Source organism: Vibrio sp. 2092 (genome assembly GCF_033339635.1).
In the GTDB taxonomy this organism is placed as follows: domain Bacteria; phylum Pseudomonadota; class Gammaproteobacteria; order Enterobacterales; family Vibrionaceae; genus Vibrio; species Vibrio alginolyticus.
The window spans coordinates 97,278-115,710 of record NZ_JAWOUY010000017.1; the positions used below are offsets into that span (position 1 = coordinate 97,278).

The window sequence follows — 18,433 nt, forward strand, 5'->3', positions numbered from 1 at the left end:
TAATCCGTCAGTTTCACACAGTGTAAAGTAAAACAGAGGCAGAAAGCAGTATCCAATGGAACTGATTAGAGGCATTCACAATATCAACCCGCGACATCATGGTTGTGTGCTGACTATTGGCAATTTCGATGGTGTCCATAAAGGCCATCAACAAGTATTGCAGCAAGTGTCTGAGCAAGCGGACAGGCTATCCTTGCCTTCTGTTGTGATGACCTTTGAACCTCAGCCGATGGAGCTGTTTGCCAAAGACAAGGCACCTGCAAGGTTGACGCGATTACGCGATAAGTTCGTGCAATTGAGTAAGCTCGATATTGACCGCTTACTGTGTGTCAATTTCAATCGCCATTTTGCAAGTTTAACCGCGGAAGAGTTTATCCGTGACTTGTTGGTCGAGCGTTTGGGTGTTAAGTTTCTTGTCGTTGGTGATGATTTCTGCTTTGGCAAAGGCCGTACAGGTAACTTTGCAATGCTGCAGGAAGCAGGGGAAAAATACGGCTTTGATGTCGTAAGTACCCAGAGCTTTTGTTTACAACAATTACGTGTCAGCAGTACGGCTATCCGTCAAGCGCTGGCGCGTGACGATTTGCATTCCGCGCAACAGATGCTGGGAAGAAACTACAGCATCAGCGGTCGTGTTTCTCACGGAAGAAAGCTAGGTCGAACCATTGGGTTCCCTACTGCAAATATTCCTTTGAAACGCTGTGTTTCTCCGGTTTCCGGAGTCTATGTTGTTCAAGCGCTTGGCTTAGGAAATAAGCCAGTTGGTGGTGTTGCTAATATTGGTCAAAGACCAACCGTCAATGGTGTTCGCCAACAGTTAGAAGTGCACTTATTCGACTTTCATGCCAATTTATATGGCAAGCAACTAGAAGTGGAACTTTTGCATAAACTTCGAGATGAGCAAAAGTTTGAGTCGTTTGAAGCACTTAAACAACAAATCGAATTGGATGCTGAAGCAGCAAGGGTGTGGCTGCGTCAGCTTAAGCGTTGAGCGGTTTATTCCACCGTTCAACATAATGTCTAATTTTCGCCCAATATAACGGAATTAAGAATCGATGAGTGAGTATAAAGATACCCTGAACTTACCTGAAACAGGGTTTCCAATGCGCGGCAACCTGGCCAATCGTGAGCCAGAAATGCTTAAGCGTTGGTACAAAGAAGATCTTTACGGTGAAATCCGTAAAGCTAAGAAAGGCAAAAAGTCATTCGTATTGCACGATGGCCCTCCTTACGCAAATGGTGACATTCATATTGGTCACGCACTAAACAAGATTCTTAAAGACATTATTATTAAATCCAAAACACTTTCAGGTTTTGACGCACCTTACATCCCAGGCTGGGACTGCCACGGTCTACCAATCGAATTAATGGTAGAGAAGAAAGTAGGTAAGCCAGGCCAAAAAGTGACAGCAGCGGAATTCCGCGAGAAATGTCGTGAATACGCAGCAGGTCAGGTTGAAGGTCAGAAAGAGAGCTTCAAACGCCTTGGTATCATGGGTGAGTGGGACAAGCCATACCGCACTATGGATTTCGCAACTGAAGCGAACATTATTCGTGCTCTTGGTAAGATCGCAAGCAATGGTCACCTGCTAAAAGGTTTCAAACCTGTTCACTGGTGTACAGACTGTGGTTCTGCTCTTGCTGAAGCGGAAGTAGAATACAAAGATAAAGTATCACCATCTATCGACGTTCGTTTTAAAGCGGCTGACGAAACAGCACTGCTATCTAAATTTGAACTGACTGAAGGTCATGAAGGTCACGGTGACGTATCTATCGTTATCTGGACAACAACACCTTGGACACTGCCTGCAAACCGCGCAGTATGTCTACGTGATGATCTAGAGTACGTGCTTATCCAAACAGAAGGCGACAACGCTGAGCGTATCATCGTTGCTGCTGAGCTAGCGAAAGACGTAATGGACCGTGCGGGTATCGAGCACTTCCACAACCTTGGCTTTGCTAAAGGTGCGGACCTAGAGCTTTCTCAATTCCAACACCCATTCTACGATTTCACTGTACCGGCGATCCTTGGTGATCACGTTACGACTGATTCAGGTACTGGTGTTGTTCACACTGCTCCTGGTCACGGTCAAGAAGACTTCGCGGTTGGTAACAAGTACAACCTAGAAGTAGCAAACCCAGTTGGCTCAAACGGTGTTTACCTACCAGATACAGAGCTATTTGCTGGTCAGCACGTATTTAAAGCGAACGATGCAGTAGTAGAAGTACTAAAAGAAAAAGGTGCACTACTACACCACCACGCTTACGAGCACAGCTACCCACACTGTTGGCGTCATAAGACTCCAATCATCTTCCGTGCTACACCTCAATGGTTCGTTTCTATGGACCAAGCTGGCCTACGTGCTAAAGCATTAGAGTCAATCAAGAATGTAGAGTGGATGCCTGAGTGGGGTCAAAGCCGCATCGAAGGTATGATCGAAGGTCGCCCTGAGTGGTGTATCTCTCGTCAACGTACTTGGGGTGTGCCAATTGCTCTGTTTGTTCATAAAGAAACAGCAGAACTTCATCCAAACACGCTAGAGCTGATCGAGAAAGTCGCTAAGCTGGTTGAAGAGAAAGGCATTCAAGCATGGTGGGATGTAGATGCTGCTGAACTACTAGGTGCTGACGCTGACCAATACGAAAAAGTGCTAGATACGCTAGACGTATGGTTCGATTCAGGTGTTACTCACTTCTCTGTTGTTGATGCTCGTGAAGAGTACAACGGCAATAGTGCAGACCTATACCTAGAAGGTTCTGACCAACACCGTGGTTGGTTCCAGTCTTCTCTAATTTCATCTATCGCGATGAAAGACGAAGCGCCTTACAAACAAGTACTGACACACGGTTTCGTGGTTGATGGTCAGGGTCGTAAGATGTCTAAATCTATCGGTAACGTGGTTGCGCCAAAAGACGTAACCAACAAGCTAGGTGCTGACATTCTTCGTCTATGGGTTGCTTCTACAGACTACACTGGTGAAGTTGCGGTTTCTGATGAAATCCTAAAACGCAGCGCAGATGCGTACCGTCGTATCCGTAACACAGCGCGTTTCTTCCTAGCTAACTTGAGCGGCTTCAACCCTGAAACAGACATCGTTCCTGTTGAAGAGATGGTTGCGCTAGATCGTTGGGCGGTTGGTCGTGCACTAGCAGCACAAGAAGAGATTGTTAAAGCATACGAAGAGTACAACACACACGGTGTAACTCAGCGTCTAATGCAATTCTGTTCAATCGAAATGGGCTCTTTCTACTTAGACGTAATTAAAGACCGTCAGTACACAGCAAAACGTGGCGGCAACGCTCAACGTAGCTGTCAGACTGCACTTTACTACATCGTAGAAGCGCTAGTTCGTTGGATGGCGCCAATCATGTCGTTCACTGCAGATGAAATCTGGAACGAAATGCCAGGTCAACGCGACAAGTTCGTATTCACTGGTGAGTGGTTCGACGGTCTATTCGGTCTTGCTGAAGGTGAAGAGCTGAACAACGAATTCTGGTCTGAGATCCAAGCGGTTCGTGGTGCGGTTAACAAACTTCTAGAAGATGCGCGTAAAGAGAAAACCATTGGTGGTGCACTACAAGCTGAAGTGACTCTATTTGCTGATGACGCACTAGCGGCGAAGATCAACAAACTTGAAGATGAATTGCGCTTTGTTCTACTAACATCTGCTGCGAAAGTTAAGCCTCTAGGTGAGAAGACGGATGCAGCACAAGCGACGGATATCGAAGGCTTGTTTGTAGAAGTAGCAGCAGCTGAAGGCGAGAAGTGTGACCGTTGTTGGCACCACACGCCAGACGTAGGCACAATTGAAGGTCACGAGAAGATCTGTGGTCGTTGTGTGTCTAACGTAGACGGCGAAGGTGAAGTACGTAAATTCGCGTAATTGCCTAGAACGACTGAACTTTTTTTAAAATTAACAGCCCCAGTATTTACTGGGGCTGTTTGTAGGTAAAGTAATGAGTGAAAAAGCACTGACGTTAAAGCAATCTGGAGTTCGCTGGCTGTGGTTAGCAATTCTGGTATTTATTGCAGATATTGGCATCAAATTGGTGGTGATGGACAACATGGGCTACGGGTGGGCAAACCGAATTGAGGTGTTGCCATTCTTCAACCTACTTTACGTTCATAACTACGGTGCCGCTTTCAGCTTCTTGAGCGATCAAGCCGGTTGGCAGCGCTGGTTATTTACAGGTATCGCGTTTGTTGTTACGGGTCTTTTGACCTACTGGATGAGTAAGCTTCCAGCAAAAGAAAAATGGAACAACATTGCTTATGCACTGATTATTGGTGGTGCAGTGGGCAACGTGTTTGACCGCGTCGTTCATGGCTTTGTTGTTGATTACCTAGACTTCTTCTGGGGTAACTACCACTGGCCAGCATTCAACCTTGCTGACATGGCGATCTGTATTGGTGCGGCAATGATTATTCTGGATGGCTTCCGTAAAAAAGACGCTGACAAGTAATCTTTTGCGGTATATCGAATAACCCTAAGCGTCGTCCGTTGATTCGAGCGACGCTTTTTATTATGTTGGAGCGCCAATCAGCATATCAATGTATAAAAAGACCAAGCTGACAGCGTAATAACCCAAGAACAAGGAAGCATTAACGTGACAACAATAACCAATGAATCGGTAGTAACCCTTCACTTTACGATTAAAATGAAAGACGGATCGGTTGCAGATAGTACTCATAACATGGGTAAACCAGCGAAATTTGTTATGGGTGATGGCAGCTTGAGTGAAAACTTTGAGCAGTGCTTGATAGGCCTCGAAACAGGCGCACAAAAAGCGATTGAGCTAAAGGCAGAAGACGCGTTTGGTATGCCAAACCCTGATCATATTCACTATATGGATCGCACTAAATTTGTAGGTGATGCAGAAGTGGAAGTTGGTACAATCATGGCCTTCAGTGGCCCTGATGGCATGGAAATCCCGGGCATTATTACAGAGATTGCAGGCGATTCAGTCACTGTGGACTTCAACCATCCTCTAGCGGGACAAGACGTGACTTTCGAAGTTGAAATTTTGTCAGTAGAATAGCGAACCAAATAAAAGATAACTTCCATGAGCAATGAAATGAAAATCCTGTTAGCTAACCCACGTGGTTTCTGTGCTGGTGTTGACCGCGCGATTAGCATCGTAGAGCGTGCGCTAGAGATGTATCAGCCACCGATTTATGTGCGTCATGAAGTGGTGCATAACCGTTTTGTGGTTGAAGGTCTAAAACAGCGTGGTGCTATCTTCGTTGAAGAACTGCACGAAGTGCCAGACAACAACATTGTGATTTTCTCCGCTCATGGTGTATCGCAGGCAGTTCGTCAGGAAGCCAAGCAGCGTGATTTGACCGTATTTGACGCAACGTGTCCTTTAGTAACCAAAGTGCATATGGAAGTGGCGCGTGCGAGCCGTCGTAATATGGAAGTGGTTCTGATTGGTCACGCAGGTCACCCTGAAGTCGAAGGTACGATGGGGCAATACGCCAGTGAAACCGGTGGTATGTACTTGGTTGAAACTCCAGCCGATGTTGAGAAACTGAAGGCGATTGTGAAAGATCCATCCGATCTTCATTACGTAAGCCAAACGACGCTTTCTGTCGATGAAACTGCCGATGTTATCGAAGAGCTACGCCGCGTGTTCCCAGATATCCAAGGTCCACGTAAAGACGATATCTGTTATGCGACACAAAACCGCCAAGATGCCGTACGTGAATTAGCTGGTGACGTAGATGTGATGGTTGTGGTGGGTTCTAAAAACTCATCAAACTCTACACGTCTTAAAGAGCTAGCTGAAAAGCTAGGGACACCTGGCTACTTAACCGACTGTCCGGAAGATATCAAACCTGAGTGGTTCGAAGGCAAAACAAAGGTCGGCGTGACTGCGGGAGCATCTGCTCCGGAAGAGCTCGTTAATCAGATTCTAGAGCGAATCAAAGAACTCGTTGGTGCCGAAGCGGTTGATGAAGTACTTGGCCGTGAAGAGAATATGTTCTTTGAAGTACCTAAAGAACTTCAAATCAAGCAAGTGGATTAGTCTCTATTTATCGAATATTCAAAAGGCGACCTGTGTGTCGCCTTTTTTACATCTCTCTTAACTCATTTAGGTAATCACGAATTTGGTCTTTTCCTAAACCATCGATAATCATATCAGACACCTTCGTGATTCTTCGCTCAAGCGATTGAGCAACCTTTTCGCAATGTGCGTACATGTCTTCATCAGAACCATCGGTCGGAAAAGCATCAACTTGCCAGTTTACTCGAACACCACCTGCAAGCCACTGAGGAGCGGTTTCTTGATGTAAAGAATCACAGAGAATAATAACGATGTCGGGAAGAAACTGAGTTCGCTCCTCCCATGAATGCGTGTGGATATGCGGAATGGGGAGTTGGTGGTCATCTAAATATTTTTGCACCACTGGGTGCACCTTGCCTGTGGGATGTGAGCCTCCACTGGTGACACTAAAATCTGCTGGCAGGATATTGGTTGCGATTGACTCCGCGAGGACGCTTCGTCCAGCGTTGTGCTTACATATGAATAAAACTTTATACATCATCGCCTCGTCTTTTCAGAGCGTCCTATTTATACGCTAGCGGAAACTCAGCGATGATGTGTGAAGTTTTTGTGTTAGTGGCTAATGCCGAGCATCTCTTTGAGCACCTTTAAGTAGCGGCGGCTTACTGGTATCTCAAAGCCTGTTTTGGTAATGATTTCCGCTAACCCATTTTCCAGTAACTTGATTTCGCTAATCGCTTTAATACTGACTAAGTATTGACGATGGCAGCGGACTAGAGGGGTTTTCTCTTCCAACGTTTTTAATGTCAGTTGGGTGCTCGCGGTTTGGCTGGTGGAGCGTACATGCACGCCGCTGATATCACTGTAAGCACATTCCACCGTGTCGGTGGCCATGATAACGATGCGGTTGTGTCCGATGCACGGTATCTGATCCAACGTGTCAGGTGTAATAGCAGACAGTCGTTGCGTTAGGGCGGATTGGCTAATGACTTTGTTTAGTCGTTTGACCGTTTTAGTTAACCGGCATGGGTCGACAGGTTTGAGCAAGTAATCAAAGGCATTGTCTTCAAATGCTTGAATCGCATACTGATCATAAGCCGTGACAAAAACCACATAAGGCATGGTTTCTGGATCAAGCATCCCAAGTAGTTCAATCCCCGTGACTTGAGGCATTTGGATATCGAGAAACACCACATCAGGCTTAAGTTCATTGATTTTTTTTAGGCCAAGGATTGCGTTTGAGGCATCGCCCACGACCTCGACTTGGCCTGTTTCATCCAGTAACTCTGCTAGCTCTTCACGAGCAAACTGTTCATCATCAATGACGAGTGCGGTTAACATCCAACATTACCTTTATTGCTTCAGCGTGCTTTTATGATTTTGGGGGAATGATAAAGCTCATTTTAGTAAATTGATGTGGCTCGCACGTAATTTTTAGCGCTGCATCACGTCCAAATTGATTAGTGAGACGTTTGTCGACAATTTCTAAACCTAGCCCTGAGTGGTTTTCTTTTGGCGGTTCAAAACTGCCTGCGTTGTCTTCGACGGTAATCAAGTGACCTTGTGGGTGTGCTTCGCTGTATATATGAACTTTACCACCTTCAAGCATGTTTGAAATTCCATGTTTAATGGCGTTCTCAACCAAAGGCTGGAGTGTAAAGCTTGGTAATTTGATGTCCAGCAATTCAGGTTGAATATCGATTTCAACCTCTAAGCGGTCCGTAAAACGCGCTTTTTCGATGCTCAAGTACGAGTTCACATGTGCAAGCTCTTCCTTTAGCGTCACGGTATTAATGTTCTGCTTTAAATTGCTGCGGAAGAAGTGCGATAGATTTTGGATTAGCTCGCGCGCTTTGTCAGGGTCACGACGAGTAATCGCACTAATAGTATTGAGAGCATTAAACAAAAAGTGTGGATTCACCTGAGCGTGAAGCAATTTTATTTCTGCTTGGGCGAGTAAGGCTTGTTGTTGTTGGTAATCGCCATAAAGGATTTGGCTAGATAGAAGCTGGGCTATTCCTTCCGCCATCGACATGTTGGCCGTCGAGAACAATTTACGCTTCGGTTCATACAGCTTTATGGTACCAATGACCTCTTTCCCTGCACGCAGTGGGATGATCAGCGCAGATCCGAGCTTGCAATCTTTTGCAATGGAGCATTGGTATGGACGCTCCGCACCATCAAGATAAATGATGTCGTTTTTCTCCATGGAGTCTAATGTGCTTTGCGATGAAATCGGCGTGTTCGGTTTATGGTGATCATCGCCAATGCCCACAAACGCCAAGATCTTTTCTTGGTCAGTAATCGCGACAGCGCCCACTTTGGTTTCTTCGTAAATAATACGTGCGATTTTCTCTGCGTTTTCGGTGTTGAAGCCGTTGCTTAGAATTCCCACTGAGCGATCAGCAATGGTGAGCGCTCGACGCGAAAACGTCGCAGAAAACTTTTCAAAGATTGCTTTTCTGTCTTGCAGGATACTCATGAACAACGCCGCACCAAATGAGTTCGCGATGATCATAGGCGCTGCAATAGCGGACACCAGTTCATAGGCTTGATCAAAAGGTTTCGCGACGGCGAGCAGCAAAATCATTTGCACCACTTCTGCAACAAACGTGACGCTGAATACGACGCTTGGATTAAACAGCAATGCGCCTTTATTTCGCTTGATAAGGTAAACGTGGAGCAAGCCACCAATTACGCCCTCGGCGGTGGTTGAAATTGCGCAGGCTAGGTCAGTAAAGCCACCAAGAGAGTATCGATGGATGCCACCAGTAAATCCGACGGCGAAACCTACAACAGGTCCACCAAACAGCCCGCCCATAACTGCGCCGATCGCACGAGTATTGGCAATAGCATCGTTGATGTGCAGACCGAAATAGGTGCCGAGAATACAAAAGCCAGAGAAGAGTACGTAACAAATTAGGCGGTGGCTTAAGCGCGAAGAAATACTCAGCAAAGGTAAGATGATTGGCGTTTTACTTAGCATGTAAGCCAAAACTAAGTACACACACATCTGTTGTAAAAGGGAGATGACCAGTTCCATAGTGAACCTAACCTAGAATCAATGTTGTTATTGTATACCTAAGTAACCTCAAGATGCTTGGCTCAGATAGATAAGAACAGCTAAGTAAATGATGCTGCGCTGTGCTTTCTGAGTCTTAAAGTGACTTGGGTATAAAACAAAAAGAGCCTGCAATTGGCAGGCTCCTATCTTAGTCACTCAGATGTGACGAGTATTACGCTGTTTCTGATACGGCTTGTGGTTTCTCTTCGTCAGCCAGTTCAGTTTCACCTTTACCCTTAGAGGTTTTGATAACGTAACCTGTCACAGCTAGGGCAAACACAATACCTACGATAGTTGATAGTTGCATTGGCAGACCAAAACCTAGCGAGCTGTTGTTTAAGATGAACGTGACACATACCGTGGTCATGAAGATAGCTGGGATAGTGGTAATCCAGTGCAGCTTGTTGTGACGCAGTAGGTAAGCGGACGCAGTCCAAAGCATCATTACCGCTGTTGTTTGGTTTGCAAAACCGAAGTAGCGCCAGATAATGCCGAAGTCTACTTGAGTTAAGATACCGCCGATAACGAACAGTGGAAGTGCCATCAGTAGACGGTTACGTAGCGTTTTTTGTTCCATGTTGAAGTATTCAGCAAGGATCAAGCGGCTTGAACGGAACGCTGTATCGCCAGACGTAATTGGTAGGATAACCACCCCCAGGAACGCAAGGATACCACCGAACACACCTAGCAGACCAAATGATGCGCTGTATACCACGTTACCAGGACCACCGTTTTTCACAGCTTCTGATAGAGCGTCTAGAGAGCCGAAGAAAGACAGAGCGATAGCACACCAAATTAGCGCGATAACACCTTCACCAATCATTGCACCGTAGAATACGAAGCGACCGTTTTTCTCATTTTCCATACAACGCGCCATCAGTGGAGACTGAGTTGCGTGGAAGCCAGAGATAGCGCCACATGCGATAGTGATGAACAATGCAGGCCATAACGGCATGTCATTTGGGTTGAGGTTAGAGAACATGTCCGAAACTTGGAAGTCACCCATTACTGTGTGTTCGCTAGAGAAAGCAACGGCTGTCATTAGGCCAACAGACATAAAGATAAGTAGGGCGCCAAACAGTGGGTAGAAACGACCAATGATTTTATCGACAGGAACAATCGTCGCAATGATGTAGTAAGCAAAGATAGCAATAACCATCGTTGTCATGCTTACACTCAAGCTTGTTTGATCATTGATGAGGTTAGTAATCATGCCAGCAGGGGCTGAAACGAACACTACGCCAACTAGAAGCAATAGGACAATGGCAAAAATATTCATAAAGTGTTTTGCGCCATTACCTAGGTAGCGACCTGTAATGGTAGGTACAGATGCACCGCCGTTACGCACTGAAAGCATGCCTGAGAAGTAATCGTGTACTGCACCAGCAAAAATACAACCGACTACAATCCAAAGCATCGCCGCAGGACCGTATAGTGCCCCCATGATCGGGCCAAAAATTGGACCAACACCTGCGATGTTAAGTAGTTGAACTAGGTAAACTTTCTTTGTTGACATTGGAACGAAGTCAACACCGTCCGATTTGGTGTGAGCTGGCGTTTGGCGTTTTTCATTGATGCCGAAAATCTTCTCGACGAAAGCGCCGTAGATGAAGTATCCGCCGATTAGGGCTGCGACACAGGTTAGAAACCACATCATAGCAATTGTCCTTGGTCTTAGTTGGGTAGGGTAATTTTTTAATCTCAGGATGCATGTTATGCGTCACTTGTGTTAAATGCATTCGGTTAGTAGATGAGTGGTCGAATAGAGCACTGAGTGGTCGATATGCTGCTTGAGCGGCTGATTTGAGTCATCAGTGGTTAAATCTGCAAGCTCAGCGGCAAGCGCCAATAATTAGTGGTAAGCTTATTTTTGAAAACAATTACTTAAGGAAGAACCATGAAAAAGGTAACGGTAGGTCTGGCACTGGCTTTACTTGCAGGATGCACAGCAACGACAGCAGATCTTGCCAAGTCGGGAGATTGGCATCAGATCGGATATCAAGATGGCATAACCGGACACACATCGCGCACGATGAGCGAGCTTCGTGAGTTGGGTAGTGTTAAGCAAAGTGACTACGACCAAGGTTATTTAGAAGGTTTACGTGAGTACTGTAATCCTGCTTTTGCGTATCAAATGGGGTTATCTGGTCAGTATTACGAAGGGGTTTGTGAAGGTACTGAGCAATCGCAAAAATTCCGCATGGAATGGCAACGTGGTTGGAATGAATACTCAAATTAATAGTCAATAAAGCCGTTGTTACACTGTCTGCATCACATAAATGTGGCAAAATCTTCCTTATTAAACTATGTTCATATTGATTGATAGTGAGCACAGCAAAAAAAGGAATCACATTATGTCAACGCAAATGGCTGGTGGCTGGAGTCCATTTCATGAACTCACAGCAGAGAATAAAGAAGTATTTGCTAAAGGTATCGAGGGGTTTGTCGGTGTCAAATACTCCCCTTTGGTTGTGGCTACTCAAGTCGTAGCCGGACAAAACTATGCGTTTTTCTGTAATGCAGAAGTTGTCTACCCTGGAGCACAACCATACCCAGCAATGGTTCATATGTTCAGTGACCTTGAAGGTAAAGTCGGTATTACTCACATTGAACGATTGAACTACTAAATTAAGCCATAAAAGGCGCCTGACTTTTAAATAAGTGAGGCGCTTTATTGATTAAGATTGATTAGTTTGCGCGATCACGACTTTTCTTAAATATCCTTGCTTGGCGTTCAGTTGCTCAGTCGCGCTTTCTCTATCCAGCCCGGTTAAAATCATCAAAATCGCTAACTTGGCGTCGTAGTCCGTTTCTTTGAGCGCCGTTTTAGCCTCTTGGTTAGTACAATCTGTTGCTTGCATAACAATACGAGCCGCTCTTGCAACTAGCTTTGCATTCGTCGCTTTCACATCTACCATTAAGTTCTGATAACTTTTGCCCAGGCGAATCATGCTTGCGGTAGTGAGCATGTTTAGTACGAGTTTTTGTGCCGTCCCTGATTTTAAGCGAGTGGATCCCGTTAACGCTTCAGGTCCAACAACGGGGCTAATCGCAATATCAGCAATATCTGCAATCGGAGAGTCAGGGTTACAAGATAGTGCTACAGTGGTGGCACCAAGCTCGTTCGCATACTCTAAGCCACCAATCACGTAAGGTGTTCGTCCACTTGCCGCAATACCAACGACGACATCGCGTTGTGTTAGCGTATTCTCTTTAAGATCTTGCTCGCCTAATGTAGGGTCGTCCTCCGCCCCTTCTTTTGCACGGAACATTGCCTCTTTTCCACCGGCAATAATACCAACGACCATCTCTGGATCTGTGCCAAAAGTTGGTGGGCATTCTGAAGCGTCCAAAACGCCAAGTCGACCACTGGTACCCGCACCGATGTAAAACAACCGACCTCCGACCTTAAATGCTTCCGTGATCTTATCAACGGCTTCAGCGATCTCAGGCAATACTTTTTCAACGGCAAGAGGAACGAGTTTGTCCTGTTGGTTGATGCGTTGAACAATATCGAGAGAAGGCAGCAAGTCGATGTCCATGGTGTCTGGATTTCGCCCTTCAGATACCAGATGGGATAAAGCTGCGATAAGTGCATCGTTCGTCATAATGAATTAAGCCTTTTTGTTTAGGATCTATTGCCCTTAATTTTTTGAATAGAGTACACCCAGTGAAGCGAGACGACTTGCCCCCGTAACTTCCGGTAAGTTGCTAGGGAGGCCGTGAATATGGCGCTGCGCAAGCCAAGCAAACGCCATTGCTTCCATGTAGTCGCCATCAACACCTTTTTCTGCCGTTGTCGCAACGCTCCATTGTGGCAATAACTTGGCCAGTCGTTGCATCAAAAGCGGGTTTCTTGCTCCACCGCCACAGACCAATAGTTGAGGTGTGATGCCATGAGAAAACTTGTCGACTTCGTTGGCAATGGTAATTGCAGAATACTCGCAAAGTGTACGTTGTACGTCTTCGATTGGTAAATTGTGATGGGCCAGTTGTAGATGCAGCCAGTCAATATTGAACAGTTCTCGCCCGGTACTTTTAGGGGCAGGCATGGCGAGGTAAGCTTCTTTGAGTAATTGAGTCAACAAAGTAGCGTTTACCGTTCCTTTAAGTGCAAATTGTGCATCTTCGTCGAAGCTTTGCCCAGTATGCAGCGCACACCATGCGTCCATCAACATATTGCCCGGGCCTGTGTCATAGCCAATGACTGGTTGTTCTGGATGCAGTACCGAGATATTGGCAATGCCTCCAATGTTAAGTACCACAGTTGTGGAATCCTGCATCGCAAAAATGCTTTTATGGAAAGCAGGGACGAGTGGGGCACCTTGTCCACCTAGCGCCATGTCTTTACGACGAAAATCCGCTACCGTATCAATGCCTGTCTTGACCGCGATAATGTTGGCATCGCCCAATTGAGTGGTAAACGGCAAGTTTCCGGTAGGCTGATGGAACACTGTTTGACCGTGATTACCAATCGCACGAATTTGCTCTGCGACGTAACCAGACTTATTGAGCAGCTGTAACACGGCATCTGCAAATAGGTGGCCGAGCTGGTGGTCAAGTTCACCTATGGCTTTTAAATTTGTTGCTTGACCGGTACAAACAGATAACAGCATGTCTTTTAGTGCTGCGGGCATTGGGTAGTCGTCGTGCGCAATCAGGCGAACGTGCTCATCGCTTATTTCAACTAGAGCGGTATCAACACCATCCATACTCGTTCCAGACATCACACCAATGTACAGTTCGTTAAATTTCATAGCCGATCTCGTCAATTCTTCATTCACTTATTGTAAAGCAAATCTGAAGCGAATAACCTCATCGAATACGAGATATTCAGCCGATTTTGAGGAGAAAACATGGGACCGTTATGGGTTGACGTTGCGGGGTATGAACTGACCGCTGAAGACAAAGAAATCTTGGAGCATCCTACGGTTGGTGGCTTAATTCTATTTGCCCGCAACTATCATGATAGCGAACAGCTTCAAGCACTTACTCAATCCATCCGAAAGGCGGCTAAGCGCCCGTTTTTGATCGGTGTGGATCAAGAAGGCGGCCGAGTGCAGCGCTTTCGTGAAGGTTTCTCATTAATTCCTGCTGCTGATGAGTACGCTAAACATCAAAATGGTGAAGAGCTTGCTCGTATGGGCGGTTGGTTAATGGCAGCAGAGCTGATTGCCCATGATATTGATTTAAGCTTTGCCCCGGTACTTGACCAAGGCCATCAATGTAAAGCGATCGGTAACCGTGCATTCGGTGAAGATGCCGATACCATTCTTCGCTATAGCACTGCTTATATGCAAGGAATGAAGAGTGTTGGCATGGCAACGACAGGCAAGCACTTCCCTGGACATGGTGGCGTGATTGCAGACTCACATCTAGAAACACCATACGACGAGCGCAGTGATATTTTTGAACAAGATATGGCGATCTTCAAAGCGCAAATTGATGCCGGTATTTTAGATGCCATGATGCCTGCTCACGTGATTTTCCCACATTATGATGCTCAACCAGCCAGCGGTTCTGAATACTGGTTAAAACAGGTCCTGCGTCAGCAATTGGGTTTTAAAGGTTTGGTTTTTTCGGATGACTTGACCATGGAAGGCGCTGCGATTATGGGCAGCCCAGCCGAGCGAGGTGCTCAAGCATTGAGAGCTGGTTGCGATATGTTGTTAATGTGTAATAAACGAGAAGCGCACGTTGAGGTATTAGACAACTTACCGGTTTCAACCGTGCCACTCGCGGATGGATTACTGAAAAAACAGTCATTTTCTCCAAGCGAACTTAAGCTATCTCAAGAGTGGAAAGCGGCGAGTGAAGCGATGAAACGCTTGACTAGCTAAACCTCTTGTAAAAGATTCAAAACAGCGATGAGAAGCCAAAGTTAATTATACTTTGGCTTTTTATTTGACTGTAAACCTAAGTTTACACTAAATGTTTTTTATTGTGTACGCTTGTTTTTCTTTTTTAGCCTGTTATCTTGTCGTTAAAGCTTAGTTGTCTCACCAAAGGTTTGGTTGGGTGTAAAAATAAATATACAGGTTAGAGTTATGCAGAAAAGTGAGTTGAGCAATATTAATATTATCGAAGAACAGGTTCTTATTACTCCGGAGGAACTAAAAACCAAGCTTCCTTTGAGTGAAAAAGCACGTCGCTTTATTCAAGAGTCTCGTCAAACTATCGCTAATATTATTCACAAGAAGGATCACCGCCTGCTTGTTGTATGCGGTCCATGTTCTATCCACGACGTAGAAGCGGCGAAGGATTACGCAAAGCGACTTAAAGCACTCTCTGAACAACTAAGTGACCAACTGTATATTGTTATGCGTGTTTACTTTGAGAAGCCGCGCACCACGGTCGGCTGGAAAGGCCTGATCAATGACCCACACCTAGACGGCAGTTTCGATATTGAACACGGTCTGCATGTTGGACGCGAACTTCTGGTGGAGTTGGCAGAGATGGAAATCCCGCTCGCGACTGAGGCTCTAGACCCAATTAGCCCACAATACTTGGCGGATACTTTTAGCTGGGCAGCCATCGGTGCTCGTACGACGGAGTCACAAACTCACCGTGAAATGGCAAGCGGCCTGTCTATGCCAATCGGTTTTAAGAATGGCACCGATGGCAGTTTGGCAACCGCAATTAACGCGATGCAAGCTGCGTCCTCTAGCCACCGTTTTATGGGAATTAACCGTGAGGGACAAGTCGCACTGTTGACCACCCAGGGCAATGCTAATGGACATGTGATCTTACGTGGCGGCAAGCAAACTAACTACGATTCGGTATCAGTCACTGAGTGTGAGCAAGAGATGGCGAAATCTGGTCTTGATGCTTCATTAATGGTGGATTGCAGTCACGCCAACTCACGTAAAGATTACCGTCGCCAGCCATTAGTCGCGGAGGATGTGATTCATCAAATCCGTGAAGGCAATAAATCTATTATCGGTCTTATGATTGAAAGCCATATCAATGAAGGAAATCAATCTTCTGACTTAGCTCTTGAAGAGATGAAATACGGTGTATCTATCACTGACGCATGTATCAATTGGGATTCAACTGAGGCACTATTACGTCATGCACATGAAGAGCTAGTGCCTTTCTTAGAAAATCGTCTAAAGGCTAATTAATACAGGATTTAAGGAACATCAATGGCAGTTGAACTTAACGCATTACGCGATCAGATTGATGCAGTCGACAAGCAAATGTTGGAGCTATTGGCTCAGCGTTTAGCGCTCGTAGAGAAAGTTGGGGAAGTAAAAAGCGAACATGGTTTGCCAATTTATGCTCCAGACCGCGAAGCGGCGATGTTAGCTTCTCGTCGCGCTGAAGCTGAAAAAATGGGAATTCCTCCACAGCTTATTGAAGATATTCTGCGTCGAACAATGCGTGAGTCTTATGCCAGCGAGAAAGATTCCGGTTTTAAGTGTTTGAACCCTGATTTACGCTCAGTTGTTATTATTGGTGGTAATGGTCAATTGGGTGGCCTGTTTGGGCGTATGTTCAAATTGTCGGGCTACCAGGTCAAAGTTCTCGGTAGTAAAGACTGGGATCATGCGGATGAGATTCTAGACAACGCGGGTTTAGTCGTGGTCACGGTGCCGATTCATCTAACGGAAGGGGTGATCGAAAAACTGGGGAACTTGCCGCAAGACTGTATTCTGTGTGACCTGACTTCTATCAAATCGAAGCCTCTGCAAGCAATGTTGAATGTGCACCAAGGTCCTGTAGTTGGTTTACACCCAATGTTTGGCCCAGATGTTCCGAGCCTTGCCAAGCAGGTTATTGTGTACTGTGATGGCCGTGGTCACGAGCATTACCAATGGCTATTGCAACAGTTTGGGATTTGGGGCGCAAGCTTGTGCCAAATCGATGCACAAGAGCACGATCATGGCATGACGTTGATTCAGGCGCTGCGCCACTTCACGTCGTTTGCTTACGGTATGCACCTTAGCAAAGAGAATCCGAACATCGATCAGTTGTTGAAGTTAAGCTCGCCAATCTACCGCCTTGAATTGGCGATGGTGGGACGACTGTTTGGTCAGGATCCGAACTTGTACGGTGATATCATTTTCTCTTCTCAAGAGAATATCGATATGATCAAGCGATTCCATCAGCGTTTAGGTGATGCAGTAGCGATTCTGGATAGCAGAGACAAAGCGCGATTCATCGAAAGCTTTAAGCAGGTGAGTGATTGGTTTGGTACTTATTCTCAACAATTTATGAATGAGAGCCAAAACTTACTCAAACAGGCGAATGATAATATTCATCGCGGCTAATCACGGGTCATTTAGCCGTGCAGAGTCCGAAACAAAAAGAGCAGCGTAAGCTGCTCTTTTTCGTGTTGATGGACAAATCAGTTCGTCGCAGTATTACTCGTATCTTCACTTGATACTGTGTTGATACTGGTATCGCGATAGGGTGAATTGGTTAAATTGACTTGTAGGCGTACAACGTTATCAATCAATTGAACCAAAGGTCCCCATTTCACTTTTTTCTCTTTTTCAAAGACGTCATTGAAGTTTTCTGGCGTCCACTCCATTAAGTATTGAGGGTTGAGTGCTCGTCCGAGGAAGCGTACTTCATAGTGCAAGTGTGGCCCCGTGGAGTTGCCAGAGTTACCGCATTGAGCAATGATGTCGCCTTTACTAACAAACTGACCGCTTTTCACTTTGAAGCGTTGTAGATGAGCAAAGGAGCTCATAAAGCCAAATGAGTGACGAATGGTGACATAGTTACCATAACCACGATTGCTCGGGCGAACGGTTTCCACCACACCGTCAGCCGGTGCCAGGATCTCTTCTCCTCTTTTACAAGTCAGATCGATACCAGTATGAACATGCCTCTTACCTGAAATCGGATTAATACGACTGCCGTAAGAAGAAGAAATACGTTGGTATGTGACTGGGCTGTCATTTGGTATCAAACGGAACATCGTCGCGCGAACAGCAGAATCGATAGCGGCTGCGTCAATTCGCTCCTCTAACCCCATGCTGTTCTCATCGATCATCAACTCTTCGTCTGCGAGACCTAAAACCGATTCAACGTCGAATACCCGTTTGCCCAATAGCTGAATTTGATTGTTTTTGTCCGTCAAAGACTGGGAAAGCGAATGATTGGTATCAAGCTGTTCTTCGTAAAGAGCCGTCACTTCGGCCTTTTCACTTTCCAGTTTGGCGATGATTTGTGTTAGTTCGTCTTTATTGTGCATCTGCTGCTGATTAAGGTACCACGCGCCACCAACGACGGCGGGTAATGCCAATACTGAAGCAAATACTGCTAGGACCGAACTGCGGCCCAAATAGAACTGCTGATCGCCGTCTTTCGTCGGGATCTGCATGATGATTTTTTTAGACATAGTTATTG

17 protein-coding genes are annotated in these 18,433 nt (G+C 45.8%); 10 read left to right on the top strand and 7 right to left on the bottom strand.

Annotation, left to right across the window (positions count from 1 at the left end; all coding sequences use genetic code 11):
* Nucleotides 1-55: 55 nt before the first annotated feature.
* From ribF to ispH, 5 genes are all read left to right on the top strand, one after another.
* Nucleotides 56-991, top strand: a complete 936-nt coding sequence (gene ribF / locus R7P80_RS22715) for a bifunctional riboflavin kinase/FAD synthetase (RefSeq protein WP_005381933.1) — start codon at nt 56-58, stop codon at nt 989-991.
* A 64-nt stretch (nt 992-1,055) separates the two neighbouring features.
* The gene (gene ileS / locus R7P80_RS22720; RefSeq protein ID WP_225491974.1) at nt 1,056-3,884 is read left to right on the top strand and encodes an isoleucine--tRNA ligase; all 2,829 of its coding nucleotides are present in this window, start codon (nt 1,056-1,058) and stop codon (nt 3,882-3,884) included.
* A gap of 73 nt (nt 3,885-3,957) precedes the next feature.
* On the top strand, nt 3,958-4,464 hold the full coding sequence (gene lspA / locus R7P80_RS22725) for a signal peptidase II (RefSeq protein ID WP_005385948.1): 507 nt from the start codon (nt 3,958-3,960) through the stop codon (nt 4,462-4,464).
* A 144-nt stretch (nt 4,465-4,608) separates the two neighbouring features.
* Entirely contained in the window at nt 4,609-5,040 is a 432-nt protein-coding gene (gene fkpB / locus R7P80_RS22730) for an FKBP-type peptidyl-prolyl cis-trans isomerase (RefSeq protein ID WP_005381922.1), read from the top strand.
* 24 nt (nt 5,041-5,064) lie between these two features.
* Nucleotides 5,065-6,030, top strand: coding sequence for a 4-hydroxy-3-methylbut-2-enyl diphosphate reductase (gene ispH, locus R7P80_RS22735; RefSeq protein ID WP_005381920.1), 966 nt, complete (start codon nt 5,065-5,067; stop codon nt 6,028-6,030).
* A 46-nt stretch (nt 6,031-6,076) separates the two neighbouring features.
* Here the strand turns inward: ispH and R7P80_RS22740 are convergent, their stop codons facing one another.
* From R7P80_RS22740 to R7P80_RS22755, 4 genes are all read right to left on the bottom strand, one after another.
* Nucleotides 6,077-6,550 (bottom strand): low molecular weight phosphatase family protein, encoded by a 474-nt coding sequence (locus tag R7P80_RS22740; protein WP_033906110.1) that lies wholly within the window; start codon nt 6,548-6,550, stop codon nt 6,077-6,079.
* Nucleotides 6,551-6,621: 71 nt separating this feature from the next.
* A complete protein-coding gene (gene btsR, locus R7P80_RS22745) occupies nt 6,622-7,350 on the bottom strand; it encodes a two-component system response regulator BtsR (protein WP_225491973.1) in 729 nt (242 codons plus the stop codon).
* A 31-nt stretch (nt 7,351-7,381) separates the two neighbouring features.
* On the bottom strand, nt 7,382-9,052 hold the full coding sequence (locus R7P80_RS22750; protein ID WP_005381915.1) for a sensor histidine kinase: 1,671 nt from the start codon (nt 9,050-9,052) through the stop codon (nt 7,382-7,384).
* Between the two features lie 193 nt (nt 9,053-9,245).
* A complete protein-coding gene (locus R7P80_RS22755; RefSeq protein ID WP_005381914.1) occupies nt 9,246-10,730 on the bottom strand; it encodes a carbon starvation protein A in 1,485 nt (494 codons plus the stop codon).
* Nucleotides 10,731-10,970: 240 nt separating this feature from the next.
* On the opposite strand from R7P80_RS22755, the gene R7P80_RS22760 reads away from it, so the two are divergent.
* Both R7P80_RS22760 and R7P80_RS22765 read left to right on the top strand, forming a co-directional pair.
* A complete protein-coding gene (locus R7P80_RS22760; RefSeq protein WP_225491972.1) occupies nt 10,971-11,312 on the top strand; it encodes a DUF2799 domain-containing protein in 342 nt (113 codons plus the stop codon).
* A 115-nt stretch (nt 11,313-11,427) separates the two neighbouring features.
* Entirely contained in the window at nt 11,428-11,700 is a 273-nt protein-coding gene (locus R7P80_RS22765; protein ID WP_005381911.1) for a hypothetical protein, read from the top strand.
* Between the two features lie 51 nt (nt 11,701-11,751).
* Here the strand turns inward: R7P80_RS22765 and murQ are convergent, their stop codons facing one another.
* Together murQ and R7P80_RS22775 are read right to left on the bottom strand one after the other, a co-directional pair.
* The gene (murQ, locus tag R7P80_RS22770; RefSeq protein WP_005381910.1) at nt 11,752-12,681 is read right to left on the bottom strand and encodes an N-acetylmuramic acid 6-phosphate etherase; all 930 of its coding nucleotides are present in this window, start codon (nt 12,679-12,681) and stop codon (nt 11,752-11,754) included.
* Nucleotides 12,682-12,717: 36 nt separating this feature from the next.
* On the bottom strand, nt 12,718-13,830 hold the full coding sequence (locus R7P80_RS22775) for an anhydro-N-acetylmuramic acid kinase (protein WP_158157247.1): 1,113 nt from the start codon (nt 13,828-13,830) through the stop codon (nt 12,718-12,720).
* 99 nt (nt 13,831-13,929) lie between these two features.
* Between R7P80_RS22775 and nagZ the strand changes: the two genes are divergently transcribed.
* The 3 genes from nagZ to tyrA all read left to right on the top strand — a co-directional run bounded on the left by nagZ (nt 13,930) and on the right by tyrA (nt 17,346).
* Nucleotides 13,930-14,913, top strand: coding sequence for a beta-N-acetylhexosaminidase (nagZ, locus tag R7P80_RS22780; protein WP_005381905.1), 984 nt, complete (start codon nt 13,930-13,932; stop codon nt 14,911-14,913).
* Nucleotides 14,914-15,120: 207 nt separating this feature from the next.
* Nucleotides 15,121-16,197: a 3-deoxy-7-phosphoheptulonate synthase gene (locus tag R7P80_RS22785; RefSeq protein ID WP_005381904.1), complete on the top strand. Its 1,077-nt coding sequence runs from the start codon at nt 15,121-15,123 to the stop codon at nt 16,195-16,197.
* Between the two features lie 21 nt (nt 16,198-16,218).
* Nucleotides 16,219-17,346 carry a bifunctional chorismate mutase/prephenate dehydrogenase gene (gene tyrA, locus R7P80_RS22790; protein ID WP_005381901.1) on the top strand — a complete coding sequence of 376 codons (1,128 nt, stop codon included), beginning with the start codon at nt 16,219-16,221 and terminating at the stop codon, nt 17,344-17,346.
* A gap of 77 nt (nt 17,347-17,423) precedes the next feature.
* Here the strand turns inward: tyrA and R7P80_RS22795 are convergent, their stop codons facing one another.
* The gene (locus R7P80_RS22795) at nt 17,424-18,425 is read right to left on the bottom strand and encodes a M23 family metallopeptidase (protein WP_005381900.1); all 1,002 of its coding nucleotides are present in this window, start codon (nt 18,423-18,425) and stop codon (nt 17,424-17,426) included.
* Nucleotides 18,426-18,433: the final 8 nt, after the last annotated feature.